Here is a 13192-nt window from a genome sequence, read left to right as displayed (position 1 = left end):
AGCAATATAAAGATGAAATTCAGTGAATCTTGGCTTCGTGAATGGGTTAGCCCATCTGTAAGCCGTGAAGAATTATCACACCAAATCACAATGGCCGGTCTTGAAGTTGACGGTATTGATGCCGTTGCAGCCGAATTTAGCGGTGTGATTGTTGGTGAAGTGGTTGAGTGTGGTCAGCATCCAGATGCTGACAAATTACGCGTAACTAAAATTAATGTTGGCGGCGATGAGTTAATTGATATCGTCTGCGGTGCACCAAACTGCCGTTTAGGCTTAAAAGTTGCTGTGGCAATGGTGGGCGCTGTGTTACCTGGCGATTTTAAAATTAAAAAAGCCAAACTGCGCGGTCAGCCATCATTTGGTATGTTGTGTTCATACGGCGAAATCGGTATTGATATCGACAGCGACGGTATTATTGAATTACCAACAGATGCTCCAATCGGTAAAGACATCCGTGAATACCTTGAATTAAACGATGCGATTATAGATGTTGATTTAACCGCTAACCGTGCTGATTGTTTAGGTATGGCAGGTTTAGCGCGCGAAGTCGGTGTATTAAACCGTCAAGCGGTTGTTGAGCCAACGTGGGATGCAGTAACTGCGACTATCGATGATAAAGTTGAAATTAACGTTATTGCAGCAGATGCCTGTCCTCGTTATTTAGGCCGTGTGGTTAAGAATGTAAACCTAGCGGCAGCAACGCCTTTATGGATGCAAGAGAAGTTACGTCGTAGTGGTATTCGTTCAATCGATCCGATTGTTGATATTACTAACTACGTATTAATTGAATACGGTCAGCCAATGCATGCCTTTGACTTAGCAGCCTTAAATGGTGCTATCCAAGTGCGTTTAAGCGATGGTGTTGAAAAGTTAACTTTACTTGACGGTAATGAAATTACTGTTCCATGCGACACTCTAGTCATTGCTGACGATAAAGCAGCCGTGGCATTAGCGGGTGTATTTGGCGGTGAAGCGTCAGGCGTAACCGAAAAGACCCAAGATATTTTATTAGAGTGTGCATTCTTTGCGCCTTTAGCCATTATGGGTAAATCTCGCCGCTTAGGCTTACACACAGATGCGTCACACCGTTTTGAACGTGGTGTTGACCCTGAGCTTCAACATAAAGTTATGGACCGAGCTACGCGCTTAGTACTTGATATTTGTGGTGGTGAAGCAGGTCCTATTGCTGAAGCAGTATCTGAAACGCATTTACCAAAGCCGGCTCAAATCACTTTGCGCCGAAGCAAGTTAGACAAAATTCTAGGTCATCATATCCCTGATAGCGATGTGACAGAAATTCTTGAGCGTCTTGGATTTACTGTTGCAGTAACCGCTGACGCTTGGAATGTGACCACGGCAACATATCGTTTTGATATGGCCATTGAAGAAGATTTAATCGAAGAAGTTGCCCGTATTTACGGATATAACAATATCCCAAATATTGCACCTGTTGCTTCATTAAGTATGTCTGATCACAAAGAAGCTAATATTCCATTAAGTAAAGTGCGCAGTGTATTAGTGGCTCGCGGTTTCCAAGAAGCTGTGACCTATAGCTTTGTTGATCCTAAGTTACAAAACATTGTTCATCCAAATGAGCCTGCAATGATTTTACCGAATCCTATTTCGGTTGAAATGTCAGCGATGCGTTTATCGATGTTCACGGGTTTATTAACTTGTGTAGGTTATAACCAAAGCCGTCAACAAGGTCGCGTACGTTTATTTGAAACCGGTTTACGCTTTGTACCTGATGCCAAAGCAGATTCTGGCGTTAGACAACAAGCGATGATTGGCGCGGTTATTTCTGGTGTTCAAAATGATGAACATTGGTCTATGGAATCTAAAACTGTCGACTTCTTTGATTTAAAAGGCGATTTAGAATCAATTATCGGCTTGACAGTTTCGACTTCTGAATTTACTTTTAGAAGTGCAACACATTCAGCTCTACATCCAGGGCAATGTGCTGAAATATTGAGAAATAATCGAGTTATTGGTGTCATAGGTGCTATCCATCCTAGTTTGGAGAAGCCTTTTGGCCTTAATGGCAAAACAATTGTTTTTGAGTTAGAACTGGACGCTTTATTACAAGCCAGTTTGCCGCTAGCCCAAGCTGTATCTAAGTTTCCTGCTAATCGACGTGATATTGCTGTTGTTGTAGACGAAGAAGTTTCTGCAACTAATGTTATGAATTTGATAAGAAAAGTTGGCGAAAATCAGTTGGTTGGCTTAAACTTGTTCGATGTATACCGGGGTAAAGGTGTTGAAGCTGGCAAAAAGAGCCTTGCAATCGCACTTACATTACAAGACATTACTCGTACACTTGAAGAAAAAGACATTACTGAAACTGTTGATTCAGTTGTCTCGGCACTTAAGAGCGAGTTCAACGCATTGTTGAGGGATTAAAAGTATGGCACTTACCAAAGCCGAAATGGCAGAACATCTTTTCGAAACACTTGGCATGAACAAACGTGTAGCCAAAGAGATGGTTGAGTCTTTCTTTGAAGAGATTAGAGAAGCACTTGAAAGTGGTGAGCAGGTCAAGTTATCTGGCTTTGGAAACTTTGATTTGCGCGATAAAAACCAAAGACCGGGAAGGAACCCAAAAACTGGTGAAGATATTCCTATTTCAGCTCGCCGTGTAGTGACGTTCCGTCCGGGGCAAAAACTCAAAACACGTGTTGAAGAAGCAAATGCTGAAAAGAAGTAGTTTCACTGTTTAATAAAAAAGCCACTCATTGAGTGGCTTTTTTATTTTAACAAATTAAGCAAGATTCAAAGTAGCAATTTTACAATATTCAGATGTTGTCCCGCTGATAAATTGGTATTATGGCCAATTCCTTAGGCTCTTTGTTTCACTGTGTTAATGTAATCTTTGAGGTTTCTTTTGGCTAGACAAGCAAAACATTTCGATCGTCGCTTTACCCTATCTTTATTGCACCCGAAATATTGGGGTACATGGCTAGCCATTATGGTGTTATTTATGTTTGGGGTGATGCCTGCTTGGTTGCGAGATCCTATAGCGCGACTATTAGCCAAGCTGGTACTGTCTTATGCGAAAAAACCCATCAATATTGCGCGTATCAATATTCAAACATGTTTTCCTGAGAAGTCAGCGACTGAGGTGGATGAGTTAATTAACGCCAACGTCGATATGTTTGTTTTAACCTTGGTATCTCAAGCTGAATTATTAATTCGCTCAGATGCGCATCTAAGGCGTCGAGTCAGTATTACAGGTTTTGAACATGTGCAAGCCGCGCGTGATGCTGGCCAGCCGATTATTTTTATCATGCCCCATGTATGGCCGATTGATTATGCCGGGCTGCGTTTAAATATCGAACTGCCTATGGTTACCATGGCCAAAGCTCATAATAACGGCTTATTCAATTGGTTTAGTAATCGACTACGCAGTAGTAAGAATGGCCGCGTTTACATGCGAGAGGCGGGCATACGCGCGCTAATCACTGAATTAAAGCAAGATAATAGCTTCTTTTATTTACCAGATGAAGATTTAGGTCCTGAGCAAAGTGTATTTGCTCCATTGCTGGCAACAGAAAAAGCCACCTTACCGGTAGTAGGGCGTTTAGCGCAAGCAGGTAAGGCGCAGGTTTTACCGGTAAAAATTGGTTACGACAAAGCAGCTTACCAGTTTAAGTTGACCGTGATGCCGCAAGTTAAGCCTGAAGATATGCAAGGTAAGGATAACGAAGCCATTGCTTTAAATAAAATGGTTGAGCAAGTTATTCAAGCTTACCCTGAGCAATATATGTGGTTTTTGAAATTCCTTAAAACCCGTCCAGAAGGGCAAGCAAAAATCTATTAATTTGAATAACTAATAAACCAAAAAAGCACTCGATGAGTGCTTTTTTTGGTTAAAGGAAAATTAGTGTGGCGCTAAGATGTCACTTTAATTAACGGTTACTCTGAAAAGTAATACCAACCTTGATTGATAAGCTGGGTTAATACCGTCATGACTTGCTGATCATTGAGCCAGTTTTGAAGCTGCGATTGAGTGAGTAGGTGATTATTGGCGATCTCGGCGATGATGTCTTGTTCAATCCCTGCGGCGTAAACCACTTCACCATTGATATACAACTGCGCTTGGGTATCAGCCTCTAGGCTTAATACCTTTAAGCCGCCAATACGTTGCATGTTAGCGCCATCTTCAATGGCTTCCTTAACATCTGTTGTTGAAATTGGCGCTTCAAAGGGATTGATATCGAGTTCAAAACGATTTTGGCTGAGTAACTTACCTAGCATAGTTTGGTATTGGGCAGGATCAGTTGCTAATTGAGCCAGTAAATCCATGATCCCTTGCTGCTGAGTTTGACTGACTAGGCCATGGCTTGCAGCTTCTTCGCTAGAGGTAAATCTATGTTGGCCAGCACTGTTATCAATCAGCGAATCAGCCAACTCAGTTAATAACTCTTGCTGACTTGGCGCTCTAAAACCAATAGAATAACTCATTGCAAGACTTAAGGTTTCACCGCAATGAGGGTAGCCTGGCGGAATATATAACATATCGCCTTTGCTGAGCACCACATCAATAATAGGTTCAAAGTCATCGACTAATGGACTTGATGGATCTCCACCACGGCATTGATGTTCGCCATTATGGCCCACTTTCCAGCGGCGTTCCCCTTCTCCTTGGATCAAGAACACATCATAATTATCAATATGTGGCCCAATGCCGCCTTGTGGGGTGGCAAACGATACCATTAAGTCATCAAAACGCCAATCAGGTAAAAATCTGAATGCTTCAACCAGTGGTTGAGACTCCGGATACCAATGGTTTACCGCTTGTACAAGTAACTGCCATTTGTCATCGCCATGTTCGTCATAGTCTTCAAACGGCCCTTGAATCACTTTCCAGTCATCGGTTTCAGTTTTAACGATGCGAGAAGAGATATCTTCTTCCATGGCTAGGCCTGCAAGTTCATCGGCCGATATTGGATCTTCAAATGCCTTAAAGGCATTTTTGATGACTATAGGTTTTTGTTGCCAATATTTACTGATGAACTCAGCAGTATCAAAATTTAATGTATACATAGTATTAAAAAAGGCGGCAATCCTTATGGAACTGCCGCCTATCCTTATTCAACAATCAATAGTTGTTATTGAGTGGAAGATTATTTTAACTCGTCAACAAATGCTTCAGCACGACCAATGTAGTTGGCTGGCGTCATTGTTTTAAGTTCAGCTTTAACGTTATCAGGTAACTCTAGACCATCGATAAAGACTGCAAGTTGATCGCCGTCGATACGCTTACCACGGGTTAACTCTTTTAATTTCTCGTATGGCTTTTCAATGCCGTAGCGACGCATCACTGTTTGTACTGGCTCTGCTAATACTTCCCAGTTTTTATCTAACTCAGCGCGAAGGTTTGCTTCATTCACTTCAAGCTTGCTGATGCCTTTCATTGTTGCTTGATAAGCAATTAATGAATGCGCCATACCAACACCTAAGTTACGCAATACTGTTGAGTCAGTTAAATCTCGCTGCCATCTTGATACAGGAAGCTTTGCGGCTAAATGCTGCATTAACGCGTTAGCAATACCTAAGTTACCTTCAGAATTTTCAAAATCAATTGGGTTAACTTTGTGCGGCATGGTTGATGAACCAATCTCGCCAGCGATAGTGCGTTGCTTGAAGTGACCTAATGCAATGTAGCCCCAAATGTCACGATCGAAATCGATTAAGATGGTGTTGAAACGGGCAATAGCATCAAATAACTCAGCGATGTAATCATGGGGCTCAATTTGAGTGGTGTATGCGTTCCAGTTAATACCTAAACTTGTCACAAAGCGTTGTGACAGCTCATGCCAGTTAACTTCTGGGTAAGCAGAAAGGTGAGCATTGTAGTTACCCACAGCGCCATTGATTTTACCCATGATTTCTACTGCATTGATTTGGTCTAGTTGGCGTTCTAAACGAACGGCAACGTTAGCCATTTCTTTACCCAGCGTAGAAGGCGAAGCCGGTTGACCATGTGTACGTGACATCAATGGTACTGATTTGTTGTCTCTTGCTAATTGCTTAAGCGCATTGACAATTTCTAGACACTGAGGCGCTAATACTAATTCACGTGCTTCTTTAAGCATTAATGCGTGAGATAAGTTATTAATATCTTCAGAAGTACAAGCAAAATGTACGAATTCGTCGATTGCAACTAATTCAGCGTTATCTGCAATTTGTTCTTTGATGAAATACTCAACCGCTTTAACGTCATGGTTAGTGGTTCTTTCAATCGTTTTAACGCGCAAAGCGTCTTCTTCACTGAAGTTATCCTTAATGCTATCTAGTAACGCTAATGCGTCTTCACTAAATGGCGGAACTTCTTCAATCTCTGGGCAACTTGAAAGTAGTTTTAACCAGTTAATTTCAACTTGTACACGGTATTTTGTTAAACCGAATTCGCTGAAAATACCTCGTAGAGAGGTGGTTTTACTACCGTAACGACCGTCTATCGGCGAGATAGCTGTCAGTGCAGAAAGATCCATTTGAAGCTCCTTGATGAACTTTTATTGTAAGTTGGAATATTTGTAGGGTGAATCGTTAATTATTTTTACGGCTACTGATAGCGGTATCCACAATGGCTTTACGGGCAAAAACTAAGTGACGGCGTTTGCCTCCCAGTTGTCGCCATAAAACGGCACTGCGCATCGCTGCTAGCAATAAAGCACGAATTTTTTGTTGTACTTGCGGTTGTTGTAAATAAGCTGGATTCCCAGAAATTTGCAATTTAGGTCCCAGTTCACTGATGGTATCACTGTAAATACTGGCAAGACTGGCGATGATTTGTTCATCAGTAATCGCAAAATGGTGTAGTTGTCGATGCACTTGGTTGATGCGTTCAGCTAACATGCCTAAGCCATTTGCTGAGCGAGCCAGTTTGCGCTCCAGTGCTAACATACCAACAAGGTAGCGGGTGGTTTCCACATCCTTGCTATTACCATCACCCAATTGGTTTTCAATGAGCTGATAACCTTTATTAAGTGCTTGCTTATCGGTATAGATATCACTAATAGAATCAGGATCTGTGACCATGATGGTGTTCAGACTTGCAGCAAGTGCGCTTTCATCTGAATCACCATGACGAGCAATATGTTGTACTTGAGCAATAGCTTGTAATATTCCGGCAAACGCCATAGTGCGTTCAAATAAGACTTGGCTCACAGACTATCCTCTAATTAAACAATCAATGATTCCGCCGCCAAGGCAGACTTCACCATCATAAAATACTGCAGATTGCCCCGGCGTTACCGCAGCAACGGGTTCATCAAAAATAACCCTTAAGTTACTGTCATCATCATAAGTCACAGTGCAGTGCACATCTTGCTGACGATAACGAGTTTTAACGGTAATTTTTGCTGGTGCGCTTGGGCCTTTGCGGTCAACCCAATGTAATTGATTGACCAACATGCCAGTAGACATTAACCGTGGATGCTTACCACCTTGGGCCACAACGAGCACATTGCGGGTTAAATCTTTATCAACCACATACCAAGGATCATCGTTACTATTTTTCAAGCCACCAATACCCAGACCTTTACGCTGGCCTAGTGTGTGGTACATCAATCCTTGGTGGGTACCAATCACTTCACCTTCATCAGCGGTTTCAATATCACCAGGCTGAGCAGGTAAGTAGGTTGCTAAAAAGTCAGTAAACTTGCGCTCACCGATAAAGCAGATGCCAGTACTGTCTTTTTTATCATGGGTGATTAAGCCCATTTCTTTGGCGATATCACGAACTTGGTGTTTTTCTAATTCGCCCACAGGGAATAAACTTTTAGCCACTTGCTCATGACTAAGGGTATAGAGGAAATAACTTTGATCTTTATTGCCATCAACACCACGTAACATTTGAGTTCCGTCAGCACTGTCATAACGGCGAACGTAGTGGCCCATAGCAATATAGTCAGCATCAAGAATTTCGTCAGCGAATTCTAAAAATGCTTTGAATTTGATTTCTTTGTTACAGATGATATCGGGATTTGGGGTACGACCTGCTTTATATTCCGCTAAGAAATACTCGAAAACATTGTCCCAATACTCTGCCGCAAAGTTAACTGTATGAAGTTTAATGCCTAATTTATCACAGACGGACTGGGCATCTTTTAAGTCTTCAGAAGCCGCACAATACTCATCGGTATCATCTTCTTCCCAGTTCTTCATGAACAATCCTTCTACTTGGTAGCCTTGCTGCATAAGCAAATACGCAGAAACAGAAGAATCTACACCGCCGGACATGCCAACGATGACTTTTTTACCATTTGGATTGGGAGTACTTAATGTCATAAAACCTAGAAACCATGAGTGTTTGGGTAGTTAGAGATTATAATGTGGTCGCCGTTAGTGCATTTCAAGTGCGCTGACAAATGAACCTATAAATCTCCAAAATGTGCGGCGCATATTCTATCATGCATTATTGGTTGCGGCTATGATCTGCAGTTCACTATTAATCAGTGATAATGGGCTGTGGGGTTTATGTAAATAGTCTTCAATAGATTTGAGTACTAATGGGCTGCGAAGTTGATTTTGACGGGCTTTTACCTGTTCTATAGTTAACCAATGGCAGGCACTAATAGCAGGATCTGTTGGGGTGCATTCAACGCATTTGTTTACTTGTGCGCAAAAAGTAAATCGCATAAAAGACAATGCGTTTGATGCACTAAATTGGTAGATGCAAACGAGTGCCGAAATAGTAATATTTAATCCGGTTTCTTCTTTTACTTCCCGAATGCAGGCATCAATGATGGTTTCATTGGCTTCTAAATGCCCTGCAGGTTGGTTAAAGCGCACTTCACCATCAATAATTTCTTCAACTAATAAAAATTTATTATCACAATGGATAACACAAGCAACAGTGGTATTGGGTTTATAACGTGGTTTCACCATGACTTATCCTATTGCCTAAAAATCTTGTGTGACAGATTAACTTTCTTGTTTGTGGACTTTATATTCACCACAATTAATGTCACCTAAACTCCATTGACCTATTTTATAGCGAATTAATCTTAAAGTAGGGTGGCCGATATGCGCTGTCATGCGTCTCACTTGTCGGTTTCTGCCTTCACAAATTTGAATTTCTAACCAGGTTGTTGGAATAGACTTTCGCTCACGCACTGGCGGGGTTCGCTCCCAAACCGCAGGTTCATCGATTACTTTTGCTTTTGCTGGCAAGGTCATGCCATCTTTTAGTTCAACCCCTTGGCAGAGTGCTTTTATTGACGCTGCATCTGGCTCACCTTCAACTTGAGCCCAATAAGTCTTAAAGGTATTCTTTTTCGGCTGGGTCAATTTCGCCTGCAGTTTACCGTCATTAGTGAGTAGCAATAAGCCTTCACTGTCTCTATCTAAACGTCCTGCAGCATAAACGTCTTTTACTGGAATAAAATCTTTTAAGGTTTGGCGACCAGATTCATCGGTAAATTGACATAAAACATCAAAAGGTTTGTTAAACAACACAATTACGGGATCGGATACTGGCTTAGCTACTGGGCGTTTAAAGCCTTTTTTCATTGGGCGAGTTGATGTTGGGGATGCAAATTTATTACTGAAACGTTTTGGTTTGCCATTGACTGACATATAAAAGCCTTTAATGATGAAATTGATTCATTTTGTATAGTTTACTCGGCATTGGGCCTTAGTGGAATTTGAATCTTGCACATAATGGTCTATGATGTTGGCCTAAAAATGTGATCTGTACCCGTTTTTAAAAAACAAGCAGCCACTATTTATTTTTCAAATTTCATATGGATTTGTGCCGCAAAATTACACTTTAACAATAGATTAAAGGTCTTTTTAGGTAGATACTTATTACAATAATAATTTATAAAAACTATTTATTTCAATAATGTAGGAAAAAGCATGAAAGATAATTCTCCAACGATCATTTATACTGAAACTGATGAAGCCCCCGCATTAGCTACGCTGTCATTACTCCCTATCATCCGCACATTTACCAATGCTGCAGGTGTAAAAGTCGAGACTAGAGATATATCTTTATCTGGCCGTATTATTGCTAACTTTCCTGAAAAGTTAACTGCAGAGCAAAAAATTGCTGATGCACTCACTGAGTTAGGCCTAATGGCAAATACGCCTGAAGCTAATATTATCAAGTTACCTAACATCAGTGCGTCAATTCCACAGTTAAAAGCCTGTATCGCTGAACTTCAAGCGAAAGGTTACGACATACCAAACTACCCAGATGAGCCATCGACTGATGCAGAGCGTGAATCTCAGTCACGTTATGACAAGATTAAAGGCAGTGCAGTAAACCCGGTATTGCGTGAAGGTAACTCTGATCGCCGCGCGCCAACATCGGTAAAAAATTACGCTAAGAAAAACCCGCATTCAATGGGTAAATGGGCAAGTGATTCAGCATCACACGTTGCGCATATGAATGAAGGTGATTTTTACGGTAGTGAGCAATCAGTCACCCTGACTGATGCTGATACTGTAGATATCGTGCTAACCCAAGCAGATGGCCAAAAAGTAGCTTTGAAAACGGGCTTATCTTTATTAGCCGGTGAAGTAATTGATACCGCAGTAATGAGCAACAAAGCTTTAGTTGCCTTTTACGAGCGAGAAATCGAAGCGGCTAAATCTGAAGATGTACTATTGTCATTGCACCTTAAAGCAACAATGATGAAAGTATCAGACCCGATTTTATTTGGTCACGCTGTAAAAGTTTTCTTTAAAGAGGTTTTTGACAAGCACCAAGTGCTGTTTGATGAATTAGGCGTTGATGTTAACAATGGTTTTGGTGATGTATACGCAAAAATTGCCACATTACCAGAAGCCCAGCGCGCAGAAATCGAGGCTGATATTGCTGCGGTTTATGCTAAACGTCCAGCATTGGCGATGGTTGATTCAGATAAAGGCATCACTAACTTACACGTACCAAGTGATATTATTATTGATGCATCTATGCCTGCAGCTATTCGTTCTTCAGGTAAAATGTGGGGCCCAGATGGCCAACTTAAAGACACCAAAGCAATGATCCCTGATCGTTGTTATGCCGGTGTGTATCAAGAAACAATTGCATTTTGTAAAACCAATGGCGCATTTAACCCAACCACAATGGGCAGTGTGCCAAACGTCGGTTTGATGGCTCAAAAAGCCGAAGAATACGGTAGTCATGATAAAACATTTGAAATTGCACAAGCAGGTGTTGTTAACGTTGTTAACCGTGCTGGCAAGGTGTTGATGACGCATAATGTTGAAGTTGGTGACATTTTCAGAATGTGCCAGGTAAAAGATGCACCAATCCGCGATTGGGTTAAGTTAGCAGTTCGACGTTCACGTTTAAGTGCCACGCCTGCAATTTTCTGGTTAGACAGTAAGCGTGCTCATGACGCTCAATTAATCACTAAAGTTGAAGCTTATCTTCAAGATCATGATACTGACGGCTTGGATATACAAATTCTTGCACCAGTAGAAGCAACTCGAGTGACACTCGCTCGCGTTAAACAAGGTTTAGATACTATTTCTGTAACGGGTAACGTACTGCGTGATTACCTGACTGATCTATTCCCAATTCTTGAATTAGGCACTAGTGCTAAAATGCTATCAATTGTGCCGTTAATGAATGGCGGTGGCTTATTTGAAACAGGCGCGGGTGGTAGTGCACCTAAGCATGTTCAACAAGTTGAGAAAGAAGGCCATTTACGCTGGGATTCACTGGGTGAATTTTTGGCATTAGCGGCTTCTTTAGAGCATTTAAGCCAAACAGCAAATAACCCTAAAGCACAGGTGCTAGCGGATACGTTAGATATTGCTATCGGCCAATTCCTTGATAGCAATAAATCACCTTCACGTCGTGTTGGTGAGCTTGATAACCGTGGTAGTCACTTTTATTTAGCCATGTATTGGGCTCAAGCTGTCTCAGTGCAAACTGTTGATACGGAATTAGCTGCGCAGTTTACTGAACTTGCTGAGTCGCTAACATCTAACGAAGCGGCAATTGTGGCGGAATTGAATGCATCACAAGGCCCTGCTGTTGATTTAGGTGGTTACTACCGTTTAGACGCAGCAAAAGCTGAAGCTGCCATGCGTCCAAGTGCATTACTAAATCAATTTATTACACATTAAGCGTTTTTTTGTGGCTAAATTGAAGGCATAAAATTGATGCCGTAAAGCAGAGGGCTTGCTCTCTGCTTTTTTGTGCCTGTTTGCCGCCATAGCCAGTTCGACTGATTTTAATCGCACTCAGTTAATGGGATAAGCTTTCAAGGCTTGAATACTGAAACTAGGCTCAGTGAGATTTAGCCTCTGTCAGCAAATTTGTTAACGCCGGAGGTTGAAGTTGCTTAAGTTAAGATGAATTGAACCTCAGTTTTATTTACGATTAGGTGTTTTTTTGGGCAAACAGTTTAATATTTACTTTTTATTTGCCCAATAAAAAAGGCAGAGATTAAAATCTCTGCCTTTTTGATTTATAGTTTCACCGACTATTTTGTTGGTGAAATGGCTGAAGCATGCATGCCCTTTGGGCCCTGCTCAGTTTCGAAATCGACAGGCTGACCCGCTTTTAGCGTTCTGTAGCCTTCCATTTCAATAGTTGAATAATGTGCAAAAACATCTTCGCCACCCTGATCTGGGCATATAAACCCGAATCCTTTGGCGTTGTTGAACCATTTAACAGTTCCGCTTGCCATACTTCCACTTCCTTCTGTTGCCTACTTACCAGTAAGATAGTAAAACTTATTAAGAGCGGTCTACATGTGCCGCCTGCAAACAGAATGAAATTTGTACGAAAAGATGTCAAGTAAAAATTAACAAAATGACAACATTTAATTAATTTAATAATATCAATTGGTCTTGTACCAAACTAGAGGCTAGTATTAACACATGGGTAGATTAGGCAGCGTAGAGCACACTAAAGAGCGTGTTGAATCGGAGCTACAACCACCTTCAATGTATAAGGTCGTGTTAAATAACGATGATTACACACCGATGGATTTTGTTATTGAAGTGCTTCAACGCTTTTTTAACAAGGATGAACAGCAAGCCACAGACATCATGTTGGCTATCCATCACCAAGGTAAAGGAATATGTGGTGTTTTTTCATTTGGGATCGCTGAAACCAAAGTCTTACAAGTAAATCAATTTGCCAGAGAAAACGAACATCCGTTGCTGTGTACATTAGAAGCCGCATAGTGAACTTGCTGTTCACAACCGGTAACTCTGCAGT

Annotated in this window: 12 protein-coding genes; 5 read left to right on the top strand and 7 right to left on the bottom strand. The window is 41.3% G+C overall.

Annotated features, from left to right (window positions below):
- The first annotated feature begins 12 nt into the window (after positions 1-12).
- From pheT to lpxM, 3 genes are all read left to right on the top strand, one after another.
- Positions 13-2400 carry a phenylalanine--tRNA ligase subunit beta gene (gene pheT / locus AB4160_RS07620; RefSeq protein WP_372004127.1) on the top strand — a complete coding sequence of 796 codons (2388 nt, stop codon included), beginning with the start codon at positions 13-15 and terminating at the stop codon, positions 2398-2400.
- A gap of 4 nt (positions 2401-2404) precedes the next feature.
- Positions 2405-2704, top strand: coding sequence for an integration host factor subunit alpha (ihfA, locus tag AB4160_RS07615; RefSeq protein WP_102437883.1), 300 nt, complete (start codon positions 2405-2407; stop codon positions 2702-2704).
- 177 nt (positions 2705-2881) lie between these two features.
- Positions 2882-3817 carry a lauroyl-Kdo(2)-lipid IV(A) myristoyltransferase gene (gene lpxM, locus AB4160_RS07610; RefSeq protein WP_102437882.1) on the top strand — a complete coding sequence of 312 codons (936 nt, stop codon included), beginning with the start codon at positions 2882-2884 and terminating at the stop codon, positions 3815-3817.
- A gap of 95 nt (positions 3818-3912) precedes the next feature.
- Here lpxM and AB4160_RS07605 read toward each other — a convergent pair whose 3' ends face one another.
- From AB4160_RS07605 to AB4160_RS07580, 6 genes are all read right to left on the bottom strand, one after another.
- Positions 3913-5043, bottom strand: a complete 1131-nt coding sequence (locus AB4160_RS07605) for a JmjC domain-containing protein (RefSeq protein ID WP_372004125.1) — start codon at positions 5041-5043, stop codon at positions 3913-3915.
- Positions 5044-5123: 80 nt separating this feature from the next.
- Positions 5124-6494: an adenylosuccinate lyase gene (gene purB, locus AB4160_RS07600; RefSeq protein WP_102437878.1), complete on the bottom strand. Its 1371-nt coding sequence runs from the start codon at positions 6492-6494 to the stop codon at positions 5124-5126.
- Between the two features lie 55 nt (positions 6495-6549).
- Entirely contained in the window at positions 6550-7170 is a 621-nt protein-coding gene (hflD, locus tag AB4160_RS07595) for a high frequency lysogenization protein HflD (protein WP_076536241.1), read from the bottom strand.
- Between the two features lie 3 nt (positions 7171-7173).
- The gene (mnmA, locus tag AB4160_RS07590; RefSeq protein ID WP_102520013.1) at positions 7174-8292 is read right to left on the bottom strand and encodes a tRNA 2-thiouridine(34) synthase MnmA; all 1119 of its coding nucleotides are present in this window, start codon (positions 8290-8292) and stop codon (positions 7174-7176) included.
- A 120-nt stretch (positions 8293-8412) separates the two neighbouring features.
- On the bottom strand, positions 8413-8892 hold the full coding sequence (locus tag AB4160_RS07585; RefSeq protein ID WP_372000316.1) for an NUDIX hydrolase: 480 nt from the start codon (positions 8890-8892) through the stop codon (positions 8413-8415).
- Positions 8893-8928: 36 nt separating this feature from the next.
- Positions 8929-9582, bottom strand: coding sequence for an rRNA large subunit pseudouridine synthase E (locus tag AB4160_RS07580; RefSeq protein WP_372004123.1), 654 nt, complete (start codon positions 9580-9582; stop codon positions 8929-8931).
- A 282-nt stretch (positions 9583-9864) separates the two neighbouring features.
- Between AB4160_RS07580 and AB4160_RS07575 the strand changes: the two genes are divergently transcribed.
- Positions 9865-12090: an NADP-dependent isocitrate dehydrogenase gene (locus tag AB4160_RS07575; RefSeq protein WP_102437872.1), complete on the top strand. Its 2226-nt coding sequence runs from the start codon at positions 9865-9867 to the stop codon at positions 12088-12090.
- Between the two features lie 359 nt (positions 12091-12449).
- On the opposite strand, the gene cspD is transcribed toward AB4160_RS07575, so the two are convergent.
- Entirely contained in the window at positions 12450-12656 is a 207-nt protein-coding gene (gene cspD / locus AB4160_RS07570; RefSeq protein WP_055024439.1) for a cold shock domain-containing protein CspD, read from the bottom strand.
- Between the two features lie 193 nt (positions 12657-12849).
- On the opposite strand from cspD, the gene clpS reads away from it, so the two are divergent.
- On the top strand, positions 12850-13158 hold the full coding sequence (gene clpS, locus AB4160_RS07565) for an ATP-dependent Clp protease adapter ClpS (protein ID WP_102437870.1): 309 nt from the start codon (positions 12850-12852) through the stop codon (positions 13156-13158).
- The last annotated feature ends 34 nt before the right edge of the window (positions 13159-13192 follow it).

The sequence above is a fragment of the Shewanella sp. 10N.286.51.B8 genome (assembly GCF_041469325.1).
In the GTDB taxonomy this organism is placed as follows: Bacteria; Pseudomonadota; Gammaproteobacteria; order Enterobacterales; family Shewanellaceae; genus Shewanella.
This window is presented reverse-complemented; position numbering and strand designations above follow the sequence as displayed.

What these genes read in the sequence shown, in the direction of transcription:
- pheT (WP_372004127.1), top strand. Translation starts at nt 13, where the DNA reads ATGAAATTCAGTGAATCTTGGCTTCGTGAATGGGTTAGCCCATCTGTA.
- ihfA (WP_102437883.1), top strand. Translation starts at nt 2,405, where the DNA reads ATGGCACTTACCAAAGCCGAAATGGCAGAACATCTTTTCGAAACACTT.
- AB4160_RS07605 (WP_372004125.1), bottom strand. Translation starts at nt 5,043, where the DNA reads ATGTATACATTAAATTTTGATACTGCTGAGTTCATCAGTAAATATTGG.
- purB (WP_102437878.1), bottom strand. Translation starts at nt 6,494, where the DNA reads ATGGATCTTTCTGCACTGACAGCTATCTCGCCGATAGACGGTCGTTAC.
- mnmA (WP_102520013.1), bottom strand. Translation starts at nt 8,292, where the DNA reads ATGACATTAAGTACTCCCAATCCAAATGGTAAAAAAGTCATCGTTGGC.
- AB4160_RS07585 (WP_372000316.1), bottom strand. Translation starts at nt 8,892, where the DNA reads ATGGTGAAACCACGTTATAAACCCAATACCACTGTTGCTTGTGTTATC.
- AB4160_RS07580 (WP_372004123.1), bottom strand. Translation starts at nt 9,582, where the DNA reads ATGTCAGTCAATGGCAAACCAAAACGTTTCAGTAATAAATTTGCATCC.
- AB4160_RS07575 (WP_102437872.1), top strand. Translation starts at nt 9,865, where the DNA reads ATGAAAGATAATTCTCCAACGATCATTTATACTGAAACTGATGAAGCC.
- cspD (WP_055024439.1), bottom strand. Translation starts at nt 12,656, where the DNA reads ATGGCAAGCGGAACTGTTAAATGGTTCAACAACGCCAAAGGATTCGGG.
- clpS (WP_102437870.1), top strand. Translation starts at nt 12,850, where the DNA reads ATGGGTAGATTAGGCAGCGTAGAGCACACTAAAGAGCGTGTTGAATCG.